This is a genomic window from Ktedonobacter racemifer DSM 44963 (assembly GCF_000178855.1).
Classification (GTDB): Bacteria; Chloroflexota; Ktedonobacteria; order Ktedonobacterales; family Ktedonobacteraceae; genus Ktedonobacter; species Ktedonobacter racemifer.
The window spans coordinates 295486-312611 of the sequence record NZ_ADVG01000001.1 but is presented as its reverse complement, the minus strand read 5'-3'; the positions used below and the strand labels follow the sequence as shown (position 1 = coordinate 312611).

The following is a 17126-nucleotide window of genomic DNA, read 5'->3' as shown; positions in this document are numbered from 1 at the left end:
TTGGTGTAAGACCAAAAGGCGCATAGTGCCTGGAGGCTGCGAAGATTGAAACAGCAACAACAAAATTCTGTGTGGATGTGTGTTTGCATACATTTGCATATGAAAATTGGAGCAGTGTGAACTATGGAACGTATCTCAATTCCTCTTGCTTTTCTCATCAATTGGGGATGGATTCAAATCGGCCCATACATCCATCTGAACATCAACCCGGTCCTGTTCTCCATGGGTCCGCTGGCCCTGCATTGGTACGGCCTGATGTATGTCGTAGCCATTGTGATGGGCCTCTGGTTGATTCGCAAGTATACCGCACGCCAGGGCCTCAAAGAAGAACAGATCTACCGGATGCTCTGGTGGTGCGTCGTGGCTGGTCTTGTTGGCGGGCGCCTCTATTTTGTCATCCAGCAGCCCGACCTGGTGCCGGATTACCTTCTGAAACCCCAGCATATCCTGGCAACCTGGGAAGGCGGCATGGCGTTTTACGGTGCGGTTTTTCTGATCGTGCCGGTGCTGTTCTGGCGAGCCATGAAAGAGCGGCTTAATCCCCTGGTGGTGCTTGATGCAGGCGCGCTCTTTGCCGCTTGCGCCCAGCCATTCGCGCGAATCGGTAATCTCATTAACGGCGATATCATTGGGTATTCCAGCATGCTTCCCTGGTCCACGGTGTATGACAATCCGGCCAGTTGGGCTTGTCAGAATCCGGAAGCAGGCACCTGCCATGTCCCGGTACAACCGGCAGCCGCCTACGAGATCCTGTTCAACCTTCTGCTGATTGGAATACTCCTGCTGCTGGCCCGATGGTATCGCCGCCCCGGTATGCGCTTGCTCATCTATCTGGGTGGCTATGCCCTTACCCAGTTTCTGGCCTTCTTTACCCGTGCGAATACCGTCGTGCCGCTCTTCACGCTGGATTGGGGGCTCAAGCAAGCCCAATGGACCTCGCTCATTGTCTTACTGCTTTTGATCCCACTGACGTTGTGGGTGAGACACTGGCGTTTTGCTCAGCCTATTCCGGAAGGGGAGATTCCCGCAACCTACGGCATGCCCCTATCGAAGCACAAAGCGGTGCGAGCAAATATCGAGGAGGAAACCGTCCATGTTTCTCACCTGGAGTAGTGTGCTTGTGACTTTTGGAGCCGGTCTCCTGTTGTTTCTCTCACCAGGCCTTTCGCACCTTGCCAGCACGATCCTCATCTTCGTGGGGATTTCTCTCCTCTTCGGTCTGTTTAGCACGGCTGGGTAACCATACGCGGAGACAGACACGCGCGTACGCCCAACTCACGCCTGGAGAACGCCCATGCAGCCACCATTTTGGCAACCACCAGCGAACCTTTCGGCACAAGAAGAGCAACTTGTGACGCGCATACGACATGCGAAACTCTTTGTGTTCCTGCGCCATCATCGACACGAATTGTTCGATGAATCGTTCCAACAGGAACTGGCGAATCTCTACCAGCCAAGCAAGCGAGGACACCCACCCATCGCTCCTGCGCAGTTGGCTCTGGCTGTCATTCTGCAAGCATACACGGGCGCGTCCGATGATGAGGTGGTCGAAACAACGCTCATGGGTCGGCGCAGGCAATTGGTGTTGGGTTGTCTGGATACTGATCAGCCATCGTTCACTGAAGCTCCCCGCACTAAAGCGTTTACACTTACACACAAATCATGAAGGATGGAGAAGCGTGGCGAGATGAACGCCTTCCAGGACGTCCATGATCCGCATCCATCCTTTCCATAAGGTCTGCCATCCGGGGGGACCATCACTCTTGCGGTCGAGGTAGCCCCCCAAGCGGGCAATGGCGCGCCACAGTTGCTTGGCGGTCTCAATAGTCCTATGGCGATGATCCAGCAAGACGACAATTTGAATCGCTTCTTGGGACACCACAGCGGTCGCAGGGATCTCGATGGCTTGCTGTGCTGCTCGCCGGATCACGAGCAAACGCAAAGCAATCGGAGTCAGGATAGCGAGCAATCTCCACTGGGCATCCATGCTTTGCACGTTGTGGTGTTCCATCCGGCAGCCGGTTTTGAGCGCTTTATGGAAATCCTCCAGCAGCCAGCGCCAGCCATACCATTGCACCACCTCCCAGGCGTCGCTCGCGCACGTTATCGGCAGCGTGGAAAACCGCGATCCATTCTAACGGCTCCTGTCCTTCAGGCGGCTGTGGTTCCCACACCCGGACAACCCAGGCGCAGATCTCCGTTTTGCGTAAGGAGGCTCCGTGAAGAGGCGGCTGGACCCGTACGTGTTGAAAGGTGATCTGGAACATCGCTTCACGTTTGGGCTGCTGACGCTGGGCGGGAATGCTCACTGCATGGGCATCGGCGGCTGACAGGTAACGCGCCAGAGTTTTGAGATGCGCGGGATCGAGCACTGCTTCTGTCTCCCCTTCGGGTTTCTCCACATCACGATCCTGGGCCACTCGCAACACACGCGTCATATCCGAGATCTTCACACGTCTGCCAAAAGGTGTACACATCGCTGCCACTCTCTCCCACATAGATCCATTGGTGGTTTTCAGGGACCCGTCCGATCTGTTGGATGCTGTGCTCCCAAACCTGCGATTCTCTCTCTCGCTTCTTGCGCTGTGACGCGCGTTTCCCCGACAGGAGCGAGCTTGCGAAGGAAAGGTGAGAGCATCATGCATCCCAAGATCTCCTGTGTTTGCGGGTCCATCGCGAGCACAGTGTGCAAACTGAAACCGATATCTTCTCGGCTGTTGCCCACTGGCCCCCGTCCTTTGAGTGCGTTATGGGTCGTGAAGTCAAACTCGGTTATGTCAGCCAACAGGAGCGTACGAGAGCATTGGGTCGCCGCGTTGTAGGTTTGACTCCAGTGGGGAAGCAAGAGATCTTCATATCTGAATGCAGGGTTGCTCAAGAAACGATATCCCCCCTGCGTTTCCCCCCAGGTCTCGAAGGCGTGAGGCAATGAGGCCGATGGGTTCTCCGCCAAGGCGTTTGCGATCTTGATCAAACGATCAGTACGACGCGGATCGCCCAATTCTGCTGCTCCGAAGGTCTGGGCGGTCCATGTGTCGGCATGCTGTAAAGGTTCTTGTTCCATGAGCCTTCCTCCTTCGCTTGTTCTTGCTTTTCTTTTCAGCACGCCAACACTTGTGTGGAAGTGTCAGCACTAAAGCGCTGGGGGTTCCAGGGATTCGTTCCACGCTTCCAGTCCTTCCCACTGATGCAGGAAAGCTGGCTCTTGTGGTGGTTCCCCTGGACTTTTGGGCAGACGCGCTCCGGCTCTGGGGATGCCAAAGCTTCGGGGCAAGGACTGCCCCTCTCTCGCGCGTTGTGCTAGACGCTCGTGTGCTGCCCGCAGGCGCGCTTCCGCACCCTCCCAATACCCCTGGTATCGGGCACACGAGGGAATAGGTTCTGCTGGATCGAGATAGGCGGCCAGGAAGGCCGAATACAGGTCGCGTTGCACCGGTCCTACGCCGCAAGTGATGCCAGCGCTGAGAAAGCGGCTTCTTGACCCGTCTGCCACAGCCGTGGCACCATTGGCTCAGCGCCGTCGTGCGTGTGGGAACCTCGACCAGGGTGCCGCCCGTGCTTGCAACGGTGCGTCTCAAGAGTTCGACAAACATCCCTGGTGCTCGCAGTCCCACACTCTTGCCAAACTGCTTCTGCCATGCCTTGTAGGAAATCTTTTCGATGATGATGGTGGTGCCCAGCTTCACCACCTGATGCACCTTGCGCCCATGCAGGCTCTTGCGGTGCGCTGCCAGCTTGCGCTCTTTGGTCGCCTTGCGTCGTCGGGTGGCCTGGTAGCGCTTGCTCTGTTTCCACCGCAACTTCATGTTGCCCTGCTTTTTGATGCGCCCCTTTTCGTCGTAGTTTTCAGGATTGGCTGCTCGCCTCTGCCGCTCCATTTGCCGCTGCAAGCGACGAATGGCACGGGCCTGGGGAGCCAGTTCGGCGCAGAACACCTCCAGGCTCGCCTCTCCTTCCTGAGGAAAGAGGGCCAGGGTGGAGAGACCAAGGTCTCCGCCAACGATACCCATGCCAACCGTGTGCTTTTTCTTCCAGTGGGGCTTGCCTTCCAGGGCCAACTGCACGGCGTAGCGGTAGCCCTCTTCATCAGCGCCCGCCGCTCTGGGACTACTGGCAGGACGCTGGATGAGGCGAGCAAACTTGATGCGGTGCCTGAGCCCATGGGTCACGACTTCATCCTTCCAATCGATGAGAGCGGGTAACTGATCTCCGTTCCAGAGCAGATACCCTGCGTTTCCCTCCTCGGGTGGTTGCAGGACAAAGCGCAGGCTGGTATCGTTGCGTTTATTCTCAATGCTGGAGAAGCCGCGTCCTCGGCTTTTGAAACGCACCCGCCTGGCTTGGCCCAGGCAGACGCGGTTGAGGGCGCGATAGGCACGGGTCGCCAGGGTTTGGGCGAGGACCGCCTCGATATGCTCGGCAATCCAGCCCACGCGCAAGCCTTTGACGGCTTCATGCAACGCCGCCTCTGTGAAGCCATACGTTTTGCGCAAGGTGGTGAATGCAGCGGCTCGTTCGGCCTTGTGGGTGCGAGGAATGGCGCGGGTCTCTTGCCAGGCGGGGTCAGCGCGCATGCGGCGCTGGCGCTGTTGGCCTTGGGAGAGGATGGCATTATAGAGTTGGCGAGCGGCTTCCAGGTGAGCACGCAGACGGGCGGCTTGCCCTGCATCGATGACCAGGGGCAATTCGAGCAGGAAGGTGGGGGTCGCAGGTCGCTTCTCCTGCTGTTCCTTCTGTTTGTGTTGCCCCTGACACTTCTTCGACATTCTGGCCCCTTCTTCGAACATACACGTGATCTCGATTCACTGACGTCTATTGTACCAGAGGAACGGGAAGAACACAGGTTCTATGTATCTGACCCTGCTCTCTTTCCTCTCATCCAGCAGAGGCGGCGATTCATCCCCGGCATGAATGCCCGGGGCTTTCTCGCCGCGTTCTCTGTAATTCATGGGGATTCATTTCCCTGATGAACATGTCACTTCCCTCTAAGTGCTGTTTCAGTCAACTTGACAGGCAGCCAAGAAGAGCCATCGCTCTGATTGAGTGCTGGCCTCTCCCATTTGAACTATCTTACCATAGGGCAGATCTCCCCCAAATCATTAAGTCCTTGTATTCTAAGGAAATCTGCTCCTCTGGTTATGCGTCTGTTGGCCAGAAGCCCCATGAGTGAATGCCTGATTCTTACCCACATCTTTTTAGAGGATCTTCAGAAGCCAATCGCTATGAATGTGTTTGCAAATTCTTTCATTTTACTTACCATTCTATCTTTTTATGCTTTATTAATTGCCAAAATGCATCATATTTGTTAAAGTTTATTGTGCAGATAACAACACCAGGATAAGCATAGAACTAAAGCCGTACATTGATCAACACCTATTTCCACCTGTAGTCATGAACCCCGGTTTTTCAAACCGGGGCTTGCTGAGCGGTTCGCCGCTGAGCAGGCCCTCATGAGCAGACTCAGTTTGGAGCTTGCTCCGAGCTCTGTTCGCGACGAAATTAGGTACCAGTGGGTGCGAGGCCAGCCCGCTGCTCTACGGCGATGGGTTAAACAGGCTGAGGGGTAAAGCCAGTGCTCATCGCGCTAAACCGTCGCTGAACCTTGTCGAGGCCAACATCACCTGCGCAAGCAGAGATCCGAAAGGATTGAGAGATGTCCAAGGTGTTGGTGGTTGATACCACTCACAAGCCGCTAGATCCCGTGCATCCGGGTCAAGCCAGACGCTTATTGAAACAGGGGAAAGCCGCCGTGTGGCGCCGGTTCCCTTTTACCATCATACTCAAGAAAGAGGTCACACAGCCCCAGACACAGCCCTTCCGCCTCAAGCTCGATCCAGGGAGCCGTACCACCGGCATCGCCCTGGTCAATGATGCCTCGGGCGAGGTTGTGTTTGCCGCAGAGCTCACCCATCGCGGAGAACAGGTCAAGGAGGCCCTTGAGACCCGTCGAGGGGCCCGCAGAGGGAGGCGCGCCCGCAAGACGAGGTACCGCCGAGCCCGCTTCCACAATCGCAGGCGCCCCAAGGGGTGGCTGCCTCCCTCCTTGGAGAGCCGCCTAAGCAACATCCTGACCTGGGTCCGGCGGCTGTGTCGGTACGCTCCGGTGGCCTGCATCAGCCAGGAGTTGGTGCGCTTTGACATGCAGCTGCTCGAAAACCCATCTATCCAGGGAGAGGAGTATCAGCAAGGCGAGCTCGCCGGATACGAGGCACGGGAGTACCTGCTGGAGAAATGGGAGCGACGTTGTGCCTATTGTGGCAAGAGCCATCTCCCGCTGCAAATCGAGCATATCGTGCCCCGTGTCAAAGGGGGAACCAATCGTCTGAGCAATTTGACGCTGGCCTGCGAGTCCTGCAATCAGGCCAAAGGGAGCCAGGACCTCGAAGACTTCCTCAAGAAGCACCCGAAGCGGTTGCAGCAGATCCAGGCTCAGGCGAAAGCGCCCTTGAAGGATGCTGCCGCGGTGAATGCGACGCGCTGGGCGCTCTTTGAACGCCTGATGGCGATGGGGCTACCCGTCGAAGTGGGATCAGGAGGGCTCACCAAGTACAATCGCAGCATCCGAGGCCTCCCAAAGACGCACTGGCTGGATGCGGTGTGCGTGGGCCGCTCCACGCCTGAGCAGCTTCAGACGAGCGGCGTGGTTCCTCTTGAGATCCGTGCGCAGGGGCACGGGTGTCGGCGGGTGCGCAATGTCAATGGCCTTGGCTTTCCCTGTTCCGCGCCAAAGCGAGCCAAAAAGGTGCAAGGCTTCCAGACGGGAGATATCTGTCGAGCGCGGGTCACGAGGGGGAAGAAACAAGGAACCTATACTGGACGGGTATTGGTACGTACCAGCGGCTCCTTTGATCTGACCACGCGGAGCGGACGCATAACAGGGCTCAACATGCGCTTTTTTACGCCGCTGCATCGATGCGATGGATACAGCTACCAGAAAGGAGGCGTGCATTCCTCCCCGGCCTAAAGGCACGGGGCTTCCTGCACGCTTCATTGTGATAAATACAGGGCAATTTGTCGTCGTAACATGCACAAGTTTTTATTTTAAGGGCTTCAGGGTAAAAAATGCCACTCGATGGATTGCAGATACATAATTACCGCTTGCTTCGACTGGTGGGAAACGGAGGCATGGGCGAGATCTATCTCGCTGACGACATGCGCCTCGCGCGCCAGGTCGCGGTAAAGATCGTTCGCACCAATGAGGCGGAGGATGAGAGCGGCGAGGCAAGCAGTAAGGCATTGCGCATCTTTCAGCGCGAGGCGCGCATGATCTCGATGCTGGATCATCCCCATATTTTGCCCCTCTTCGACTATGGGGTGACCATGTTGAATGCTGCCCAACTCACGTATCTCGTGATGCCGTATCATGCCGCGGGCTCGCTTGACATATGGCTGCGCAAGCTGCACCGTGCAAAGCTACCTCCTCTGATGGTAGAGCCGTTCGTGCGCCAGGCGGCGAATGCGCTTCAATACGCTCACGACCATCAGGTCGTTCACCAGGACGTAAAGTCATCGAACTTTCTGGTCAGTAATAGTTATATCCAGCCCGACGTGCCCCACCTCCTGCTCTCGGACTTTGGGCTGGCTCGCCTGCGCCTGGGCTCCTCCAATTCAAGCAAACACGCCCGCGGCACGCCAAACTACATGGCCCCCGAACAGTGGCGTGGAGAGGCTGTGCCCGCCAGCGACCAGTATTCCCTGGCAATCATGAGCTACAAATTGCTCACCGGGCACTATCCCTTTCAAGGTGATGCCGTTACCATCCTCTACCAGCATATCCAGACCGTGCCACCCGATGCCAGTCAGCTTGATCCGCAGATCTCCCCTGAGTTGAGCGCGGTCATCCAGCGAGGTCTGGCGAAGAAGCCCGAGGAGCGTTATCCCACCATAGTCGCCTTCGCGCAGGCCTTTCACCAGGCCCTCCACGGCGCATCAGCCTCCGCCGAACCAGTGCTCGAGCACTCGATATCAGAGTGCAGTGCCGAATTGCCCAGCCAACTCTCCCTAGCTGAGTCTCGCCCTGTCTCACGGAGCGTCTCATCCCATAGTGCAAACAGTCCCCGCACTCCTTCGAGCGGCTATGGGACGCCATCGTCCCCCATCACAGGAGTAGATTGGCCAGATCCCTCACTCCGTACGAGCGAGCCTGCTGATTCTGCGGAAGAACCGCCAGTACCCTTACCACAGATAGGCGAGTATCAACTCAAACAGGCATCTAGCGAGCTGAAACAATCGAAGCAGATCCCTACATTCACCCCTATCAATAAAAAAGGAGGCGAGCAAGAGCCCACTCTATCCATGTGGAGCACAGCCAGTAGCAATGACAGAGAGCGCAAGAAGAGGCACGGGAGATTGCTCCTGAGCGCAGCTATGCTTCTTATCATTCTCGGACTTCTAGGAACACTTGCAATGAACACAGTCCTCAATAGCTATGCCTCAACATTTATGCCCGGCATCTCTCTGCAGGCTCAAACGCCCATTCCCCCTTTAGCAACTCAAACACTTGTCAAATCTTCAACAGCTCAAACTCCTTCCACCTCTCCAGCAGCTCAGACTCCTGGCACTCCTCCAACAACCCAAACTCCTGCCACCCTTCCAGCAACTCAAACGCCTGGCGCAACAGGCAGCCCGGCCATTGGCAAGACGCCCGGAAGTACTCAGGCGAGTCCAACATCCCCCGGGGTCTCAGGAGCGCCTCCCCCAGCCCCTACAGCCGGACCCACTGGCACATCGACCAGACCAACGCCTATCCCACCTGGGAGCGGGGCATCGAAGGCAATCAATCCCTTCCAGGTGCAAGGAGTCGATATCACTTTCGATTCCCCTACCATCTCGGCCTCCTGTGGGGGTATCGCCACCACAACCTATATCGCGACGATCACAGTCAGCGACAACAGCCCTGGCGGCGTGGTTGCCGTCCAATACTCATCCGATAACGGAGTAAGCTATAACACAACGACACTCACCTTTGCCGCGGGTGAGACCCGCAAAAGCTTTAGCTTTAGTCGTCAGCTCACCATTTCGCTCAACCTGCTCAACCTCATAAAGCTCGACGTTGAGCATACCGGCATCATCACCACGACCAGTCCCAATGTCGTCACCAAAAGCGCCGCACCATCCGAGACGTGCCACCTATAACTCAATAAAATAAGTGACCGTGCCCTACGTAAAGCCCTGAAGTATCCATTTTGTATAAGCAACCATCACAAAGTATCATCATCTCTTGCATATCTCAAGCAGATAGAGTATACTTGGATGTATGAAGTTATCGAGTTATGCCAAGAAGATTGGGATCAGTTATAACAGCGCCTGGCGTATGTGGAAACGCGGCCAGATTCCCGGCTATCAATTGCCCACCGGCACCGTGATCATTGATCCGCCAGAGCTTCGCTCGGTTCCGGTCCACGCCGTCGCTGTGTATGCTCGTGTTTCAAGCAGCGAAAACAAAGACAACCTGGAAAGGCAAACCGAGCGGCTGGTGACCTGGTGCAATGCCCAAGGCTGGTCGGTCAGCAAAGTCGTCAAAGAGTGCGGCAGTGGCATCAACGATCAGCGGCCCAAGTTTCTGGCGCTGCTGGCAGATCCCAAAATCGGGCAGATCGTGGTTGAACACAAAGATCGCGCTTCTCGCTTTGGCGTGGCCTATATTCAGACCTTGTTGGCTATGCAAGGACGGAAACTGGTCATCGTCAACACCGCTGATACCGCCGACGATGATCTCATGGGCGATTTTATCAGCATCATTCCCTCGTTTTGCGCTCGTCTTTATGGTCGCAGACAAGCCAAACGCAAGACGGAACAAGTGCTAGCGGCTTTGCAGCAGAATGGACCCGCCTGTGAGCAAGAAGCCCCAAAAAGCCTCGCTTGATGAGAAAAAAAAGCGCAAGCGCAAAAAGAAGACGAAGCAGACCATCACTCGAGCGGTGACCCATATCCGTCTCATTGAGGCCAATCCTGGCAAACTTGAGGCGCTCGATCAGCTTGTGGCGGTTTACTTGCCGCTGTGCCAACAGTACACCACCCTGTTTTGCGAGGCCGAGACAAGCCCGGACAAGTACCAAGAAACCGTCTTCAAAACCGATCTTTCCGACCGCTTGCATCGAGTGGCAATACAGCAAGCCGCAGGCATTGCCAAAAGCGTTCGCACGAATCGAGCGAACGCCTATCAGGCATACCTGGAAGATGTGGCTGATTACGCTCAGGCCAAGGCTCAGGCGGAAGGCCGGATGTCCGCCTTCAAACGCCGCGAACCGACCTGGACCGAATGGGATCTCCCTGTGCTGCGTGTGCCAGTCATCCAAGCCAATGTCAACGTGGTGGTGCTCGAGAAGTCGGAGGACTCCACGTTCGACTACTGGCTGCGCGTGTCCACCTTAGATGTCGGGAATCCGCTTCGAGTCCCAGTCAAACTCGCCTCCTATCACAAACGAGCACTCGAAGGCCGCACGCTCAATGCATCCACAACACTTCACAAGCGCAATGGAGTCTGGTGGCTGACGCTCTCCTTTGACGAGGACGTTCCTCTTCAAACCAAGCCTGACGCCCCTACAGTAGGCGTCGATGTGGGCATTGCCCATTTCCTCACGACCTCCACCAATAAAGCGTATGGCAGTTTTCATGGCAAGATGGCCCGACAGCACAAGCACGATCGGGAAAAGCGTCGCCGCAAGGCGAAACTGCGAGCCTGTCTGGAAAAGAAAGGCGTCCCAAAGGGCAAGCTTCCTTCGACAAGTTCTGAAACGTCGCAACGCTTGAGCCGTCACGTCAAGCAAGAGATCAACCGGGCGGTCAATGCGTTGGTCAAAGATCATCGAGATGCCAGACTCATTTATGAGGACCTCAATGTGGCCTCGATGCGCTTCAAAGCAAGGGTGATGAACAGTTATCTGTATGCTTCTCACCTGGGGCATATCCCAGAGCAACTGGCCTGGGCCGCCGCCAAACAGGGCATGGCAGCCCACACGGTCCGAGCCGCCTATTCCTCTCAGGAATGCCCCCGCTGCCATTATGTCGATCGCGCTAATCGGCCGAACCAGAAAACCTTCAAGTGCCTGGTCTGTGGTTACGCAGACCAGGCCGACCGCAAAGCCGCACAGACGCTCGCGGGACGCTGGGGGGATCGGAAACTGGCGGCATGTCGCTCGACCTCGGAGGTCAAGGCGCTCCTCATGACGCGGCATGAAGCGTGGAAACAGCAGAATCAGCAGAGGATCCAGGATGCCGGGCCTCCCGTCCAGTTGAGCTTCTGGGATCCCCCAGAGATGTTCCTGGAATCATCTCACGAGTGAACATCTCTCAGTAGAGAGAGGTGCATAGGATGCTCGTAGTGCATCCTCCCGCCTAGTCCGCTGTTTGGTAAACAGGCGTAGGTTAAAGTGAGAAGGATAATCATTGCAATAGATGGTTATGCTTTGATCAACTATTTCATGCACGCATATCAGATCCGTGATGAGAGAGGAGAAATCTTCGCACTCAAAACACACGCCTTTAGGCATACAAAAGCTATTGAGCTATTGAACAACGGGTTGCCCTTCATCTATGTCCAATAATGGATGGCACATGCCTCTCCGGAAATGACGCTGGTTTACGCGCGTATTCTTGACGAGACGATGCAACGAAAATGGGAAGAGGCGGTGGCGCAGGGTGCTGTTCAGATCAAAAATTGGGGGAAGCTGCAGGGCGGAGCCATTGGGTCGAGGCAAATCGACGCAAGCTGATCAAACTCACTCCCATTGCGGAATTGCTGCGTACAGGCCAAGTCCACCAACCAATGGAGAAACACAAACGGGAGTATATGCCCTCAGAGGACAAAAACTAACGAAGCTTTCCCAGGAGAGAAAGGATGACTAAGAAGACCTGGCAAAGAAACACCAACGGCCTCGTCGCTCATGCAAAGCGACGAGCTGAGCACAAACAGCAACAGGTCGATCAAGCGATTGACAAACTCCTTCGAGAGAAGAAACCAATTAACTTCAACGCCGTTGCGACAGCAGCTGAAGTCGCCAAGGCATATCTGTATCATCATCCTGAGCTTCGCAATCGTATTGAGATGCTACGAGCATCTCAGAGGAAACTTGTTCCTCCTCATCGGTCTCCCTCAGAACGGACGGAGAGCAGTCGCGAGGTGCTTCTCGCCGCGAAAGATCGCCGGATCAAAGAGCAAGAGCAAGAGCAAGAAAACCAGCGACTAAAAGAGGCGCTGAAAATGGCTCTCGGGAGGTTGTACGAACAGGTCTAATGCACTCCCGCCAAAGTAGCAGCAAATATGATATGCTAGAGCCTGTGACGAACGAACGCAGACCAGAGCCAGGAAGGCAGAAGATATCGATGAAGACCTATGACGACATTGCCGAGTGGTACGATCAGTGGATCGGAACACACTCGATGAGCGAAGATCCTTTTTTTCTAGAATCGTAAACAGGCCTTGGAGGAAGGAGTAAACTGTACAGAAAGAGGTGCATCAGGAGAAAACGTAGATGAGAGGAAGAAGAGTTGCCCGTCCCCAGGCAGAGCAGCAGGTCCGTTTAGAGCCACACGAGGAGCATTGTCGCTCGTGTGGAACATGGATGCCGGTGGCCTATCATGCGCATCGGAAGATCCTTACCGTCAAGGGGTTAGTCCAGTTACGCTTGGTCGTTCGTCGTTGTCCCAATCCAGCATGCCAGGCCTATAAACAGCCCTACCGACCAGAGGAAGAAGGCCGATGGGCGTTACCCCATGGAGAATGTGGTCTGGATCTGATCGCGTTGGTGGGCAGATTGCGCTATCGAGAACAGCGCTCAGCTCCCGAAATGCAGCGGATCTTGCAGGAGCGAGGACTGCGGGTCTGTGAACGGACCGTTGAGCATCTGATGCACCGCTACGAGGAATTGGTGACGCTGCATCTCTCCTGCCGGCAACGACTGCACACCCGTTTCTCCTCTCAAGGGCGAGTGATCCTGGCCATCGATGGGTTGCAACCCGATGTGGGCCATGAGGTCCTTTGGGTGATCCGGGAAGTGCTCACAGGGGAGATCGTGCTAGCTAGAGCGCTTCTCAGTTCAACCCAAGAAGATCTCTCCGGCCTGCTCACCGAGGTGAAAGAGATCCTTTCTGTCCCGGTTCATGGGATCATCTCCGATGGGCAGCTCTCCATTCGCCGGGCAGTTGCCAGTGTCTTCCCTGAGGTTCCTCATCAGCTCTGCCACTTTCATTACCTGCGTGAAGCGGGCAAACTCATCTTTGAGGCGGATCGGCACGCCAAAAAGGAACTGAAAAAGCAGGTTCGCGGTGTGCGGCCCATCGAACGAGCCGTGGAAAGCAGGACCGATGCTGAGGCGGAAGTGATTCACGAGTACGCTTTGGCGGTTCGAGCCAGCCTGACCGACGATGGCTTGCCACCGCTCTCGGCTTCTGGCTTACGTTTGCAGGAACGACTTCAAGCGATCCATGATTCACTTGAGCGAGTGGGAGAAAAAAGGGGCTTCCCAGCGCGCTTGAACGATTGAAGCGTGTGCTCAACAAAGGGCTGGGGGCCACCAAGGAGCCCTTTGAGGTCGTGCGTCCGCTCTTTACGCTGCTTTTCGAGGTGGCCCATGTCTTGAGTAACCAGCAACAGCACGAGGCAAAAGACGTGCACAAGCGCTTTGAGAACCATCTCATGCGGATGCAAGAGCAGGTCGGACAGTCGGAGGCTATGAGGCCGGCGCTCGTGCACTTCCTGAAAGTGACCGAAAGTTATGCCCCCCATCTCTTCTTCTGTTATCAGGTGGCGGGTCTGCCCAAAACCAACAACGATCTGGAGCAGGCCTTTGGCAAGGTCCGAGCTGGTGAGCGCCGAGCCACGGGACGCAAAGGAGCCATCCCTGGACTGGTGGTGCATGGACCAGTGCGGGTGACCGCGGCACTGGCGACACGCTTGCATTCGTTCAGCGCCGAGGAACTGATCCCATACGATCTGACCCGCTGGCAGCACGTGCGGTCAGGAATCTCCTCTCGGCAAGAGGCTCGTCGCAAGCAGTTTCGTTTTCGCAAAGATCCCACCGCCTATCTGGCTCGTTTGGAGGAACAACTTTCTAAGATGAGTTTACGATTCTAGTTTTTTTTCTGCTGTAGAAGGTCTCATGGGCGCAGTCGAGGGATCCCGCATCTGTGATCTCGCCTGTGGCCAAGGCAGAGTAGCACGCTATTTGGCAGACCAAGGGGCGCATATCATCGGCATTGATCTTTCAGAGAAGTTACTAACGATCGCACGCCGTCAGGAGGAAAACAACCCGCGAGGAATTGAGTATGTGCAAGCTGACGCCCAGAACCTTGACGAGCAGGTGCTTGGCCTCTTCGATGGCGTTGTGTGCTTTATGGCATTGATGGATATTCCTGAGCTGGCCCCAACACTCCATAGTGTTGCACGCATTCTTCGACCCGGCGGATGGTTTGTCTTTGCCATTCTTCACCCCTGCTTTCATACCTCGCAATCAGGAGAAATGGAGACTCCAGAGGGAGCAGTACGAACCATTGGCAAATATCTTGTGGAAGGGTATTGGCGATCAGATATCCGACCGGGACCACCCGGAAAAGTTGGCAGCTATCACCGGACTCTCTCGACCTATGTCAATACGCTCACAGATGCAGGACTCCAGCTCGTGCGCCTAAGCGAACCGGGCGGAACTGCCGCTAGTGGCGATTCGCTATCTCTGTCGCGCTTAAACCGGCCAGTATGGGAGCAGGTCCCAACCGTCTTGGTGGCAAGTTGCAGGAAACCAAAGGAAAGCGTCTAGCCCAAACGAGAGGAGTTTTGCGTCGCTGCCAAGTTTTCTGGCTTCTGCCCGTGGGGAATCAGCCCCTCCAATTGAGGTGTGACTGTAAATTTTGGAATTACGTGAGCGGTAAAACGAGCAAACAGCTAAATAGACCATAAACAGCGATAAGTTGCAAACATTTTGTATACGCTTACTCGTTTGGTAGAGCCACATTAAGATATTGTTGGCGAATGAGCAGAAGCTACGCAACAGCTACTTGCTTGACAGAAGCGAGCAATTCTGCAAAGCGAGATGTTGGGGTGGTTGCCAGCTTCGCTTCTGCGATCCAATGACAAGCCCGAAGCATGTTGATGGAGGTCGCCGTAAGAAACGCCTGGAGATTAAGTTTTTTCATGCCAATGTATCGGGACCTCCGTATCTCACAGGTACGTACACTTTGAGCAACGGTTCCTTCAATGCCCGCTCGCGCTGCATACAAGGCTCGAAATTCAGCGGTTTCCTGACGTTTTCGAGCCTGCTGAAGTGCCACATAGGTGGCTTCATCTGGTCGCAGAATGAGCACTTTGGCTGCGGTTGACGAACACTTCTCATGAAGCGTGCAAACCCGACAAAGGGGAAGAGGGAACCGGATACGCAGACGTGGCTTCCCATGTCGATCAGGGATGTGTCCCCAATCTCGGCTTGTCTGTCCAGCCGGACACAGGACCTGTTTGGCCTTCCAATCGATGTGGAAGTGGCTATGATCAAAACGCCCAGCTTCTTTTGAGGCCCAACTGGTATCAGGAAGAACCGGTCCAACGAGGTCAATCTGATGACGATGCTGACTCGTGGCAAGCAGTTCGGCATCCACATAGCCTTTATCAACTAGGTGCTGGCTGGGAAGGAGCCGATTGTCAGCCAAGCGTTCATGAAGATCTTCCATGACCTCTCCATCTGGGAGCGTGGATGCTGTCGTTGTGACTTCTAGCACAAAATGAGGCTGATCAGCATCGCATCCTGTGAAATGCACTTTGTAGCCAACCCATCCAGTCTGCTTCTTCTTGCTGTATCGCGCCTCCATATCATATGGCGATTGGATCATGAGCTTGCCCCGTTTTCGTAGAGTCTCTAGAGGTTTGAGGTGAGGAGAGTGAAAAATGTTTTGACGCAACGTGACGTTAACGTTTTTATTATAGTATAAAAATTGTACTACGTCAAACGTTACGTTATGTTTTTTAATTCCCCGTCCGCTCATAATTCAGTGGACTTACGTATCCGAGTGTAGAATGCCGACGAACACGATTATAATAGACTTCCATGTAGGTAAAGAGTGCTAATCGCGCTTCATCATGTGATGAATAAATGCGTTCCCCTACACATTCATCTTTTAAGGTTCCAAAGAAACTCTCCATCGCGGCATTGTCCCAACAATTTCCTTTACGTGACATACTTGACTGTATTCCAGCTTGTTCTAAACACGCCTGATACGCTCTTGAAGTGTACTGACTTCCTCTATCACTGTGATGCAGCAACCCCGCTTTAGGGCGACGGCGGGCAAGGGCAAGGTTAGCGTGCCTGTTCTATTAATCTCTCATCGCAATTGCTCGACATCGACCATCCCACAACCATTCGTGAATACAGATCTAAAATGACCGCGAGATAGAGCCATCCTTGTCGAGTTGGGATATACGTGATATCCGTCACCCATTTTTTGTTTGGCGCTTCAGCACGAAATTCCCGATTTAAAAGGTTGGGAGCGACTGGATGAGCCATATCTCTTTTTGTGGTCACTACTCGACGCCGTTTACGTCTGGCAGAAAGGTTCTTCTGCCGCATGAGCCTGGCGATCCGTTTGCGTGAGCAGGTGATCCCTTCGTCACGCAGCTCTCTCAAAATGCGTGGGCTTCCATATCGTCCTTGATGAGTTACAAACACCTGCCGTATCTTCTGCGTTAAATGAGCATCTTCTCGTTCGCGCAGGCAGGCTGAACGTTTGCGCCAGGCATAAAAGCCGCTTTCCGAGATTCCGAGCACATCGCACATGATAACAATGGAGAATTCATGCTTGTGCTGTTCAATAAATTGATGTTTCATTTGGATTCCCGTGAGAAGATGCTCACTGCTTTTTTTAGTATGTCACGCTCCTGCTGGAGTCTTTCGACTTCGCGTTTCAAGCGACGATTTTCTTCCTCAAGCGTGGTTTGATGCCCTTTGCCTGGAAATGCTTCTTTCCCTTGTTCTGCCAATTCCTTGCGCCACCCATGAATCGCGCTGTCGGAGATACCCAGCTCGCGCGCTATTTGTGCAATCGGCTTGCCTGATGTTTGCGCCAGCCGCACGGCTTCCTCTTTGAATTCTTTTGTGTAGACCTTTTGGCTCTTTCCCATTGATAAGCCCCTTTCTGATCTGCTT

At 54.8% G+C, this 17126-nt stretch carries 13 protein-coding genes and 2 pseudogenes; 9 read left to right on the top strand and 6 right to left on the bottom strand.

What is annotated here, in order from left to right; translation table 11 throughout:
- The first annotated feature begins 123 nt into the window (after positions 1-123).
- Both lgt and KRAC_RS01435 read left to right on the top strand, forming a co-directional pair.
- Positions 124-1113 (top strand): prolipoprotein diacylglyceryl transferase, encoded by a 990-nt coding sequence (lgt, locus tag KRAC_RS01440; protein ID WP_007903930.1) that lies wholly within the window; start codon positions 124-126, stop codon positions 1111-1113.
- Between the two features lie 181 nt (positions 1114-1294).
- Positions 1295-1666, top strand: a complete 372-nt coding sequence (locus tag KRAC_RS01435) for a transposase (RefSeq protein ID WP_007903928.1) — start codon at positions 1295-1297, stop codon at positions 1664-1666.
- Here KRAC_RS01435 and KRAC_RS01430 read toward each other — a convergent pair.
- The 4 genes and pseudogenes from KRAC_RS01430 to KRAC_RS01415 form a co-directional block, all read right to left on the bottom strand.
- On the bottom strand, positions 1661-1987 hold the full coding sequence (locus KRAC_RS01430) for an IS4 family transposase (RefSeq protein ID WP_244422080.1): 327 nt from the start codon (positions 1985-1987) through the stop codon (positions 1661-1663). The two genes, KRAC_RS01435 and KRAC_RS01430, sit on opposite strands and share 6 nt — an antisense overlap.
- A gap of 46 nt (positions 1988-2033) precedes the next feature.
- Positions 2034-2477: a hypothetical protein gene (locus KRAC_RS01425; RefSeq protein WP_040441721.1), complete on the bottom strand. Its 444-nt coding sequence runs from the start codon at positions 2475-2477 to the stop codon at positions 2034-2036.
- 38 nt (positions 2478-2515) lie between these two features.
- The gene (locus tag KRAC_RS01420; RefSeq protein ID WP_075164138.1) at positions 2516-3064 is read right to left on the bottom strand and encodes an IS4/Tn5 family transposase DNA-binding protein; all 549 of its coding nucleotides are present in this window, start codon (positions 3062-3064) and stop codon (positions 2516-2518) included.
- Positions 3065-3133: 69 nt separating this feature from the next.
- Positions 3134-4766 (bottom strand): annotated as a pseudogene (locus tag KRAC_RS01415) (nuclease/transposase family protein).
- Between the two features lie 887 nt (positions 4767-5653).
- Here KRAC_RS01415 and iscB point away from each other — a divergent pair.
- The 7 genes from iscB (at position 5654) to KRAC_RS01370 (ending at position 14753) form a co-directional block, all read left to right on the top strand.
- A complete protein-coding gene (gene iscB / locus KRAC_RS01410; RefSeq protein ID WP_007903925.1) occupies positions 5654-6964 on the top strand; it encodes an RNA-guided endonuclease IscB in 1311 nt (436 codons plus the stop codon).
- Positions 6965-7062: 98 nt separating this feature from the next.
- Positions 7063-9135: a serine/threonine-protein kinase gene (locus KRAC_RS01405; protein WP_007903924.1), complete on the top strand. Its 2073-nt coding sequence runs from the start codon at positions 7063-7065 to the stop codon at positions 9133-9135.
- A gap of 121 nt (positions 9136-9256) precedes the next feature.
- Positions 9257-9865 carry an IS607 family transposase gene (locus KRAC_RS01400; RefSeq protein ID WP_007903921.1) on the top strand — a complete coding sequence of 203 codons (609 nt, stop codon included), beginning with the start codon at positions 9257-9259 and terminating at the stop codon, positions 9863-9865.
- The gene (locus KRAC_RS01395; protein WP_040441717.1) at positions 9834-11285 is read left to right on the top strand and encodes an RNA-guided endonuclease TnpB family protein; all 1452 of its coding nucleotides are present in this window, start codon (positions 9834-9836) and stop codon (positions 11283-11285) included. Before KRAC_RS01400 ends, KRAC_RS01395 begins: the two co-directional genes overlap by 32 nt.
- Positions 11286-11839: 554 nt before the next feature.
- Positions 11840-12235 (top strand): DUF6262 family protein, encoded by a 396-nt coding sequence (locus tag KRAC_RS01390; RefSeq protein ID WP_007903911.1) that lies wholly within the window; start codon positions 11840-11842, stop codon positions 12233-12235.
- Positions 12236-12563: 328 nt separating this feature from the next.
- A protein-coding gene (locus KRAC_RS65040; protein WP_085954385.1) for a transposase occupies positions 12564-14074 on the top strand; the annotation gives its coding sequence in 2 pieces (ribosomal slippage) (positions 12564-13446 and positions 13446-14074; 1512 coding nt in all).
- A gap of 25 nt (positions 14075-14099) precedes the next feature.
- Complete coding sequence (locus KRAC_RS01370) at positions 14100-14753, top strand: class I SAM-dependent methyltransferase (RefSeq protein WP_007903906.1); 654 nt, start codon at positions 14100-14102, stop codon at positions 14751-14753.
- A gap of 223 nt (positions 14754-14976) precedes the next feature.
- Here the strand turns inward: KRAC_RS01370 and KRAC_RS01365 are convergent, their stop codons facing one another.
- Together KRAC_RS01365 and KRAC_RS79180 are read right to left on the bottom strand one after the other, a co-directional pair.
- Positions 14977-15816 carry a transposase gene (locus KRAC_RS01365; RefSeq protein ID WP_052567841.1) on the bottom strand — a complete coding sequence of 280 codons (840 nt, stop codon included), beginning with the start codon at positions 15814-15816 and terminating at the stop codon, positions 14977-14979.
- 133 nt (positions 15817-15949) lie between these two features.
- Positions 15950-17101 (bottom strand): annotated as a pseudogene (locus KRAC_RS79180) (IS3 family transposase).
- Positions 17102-17126 lie beyond the last annotated feature (25 nt).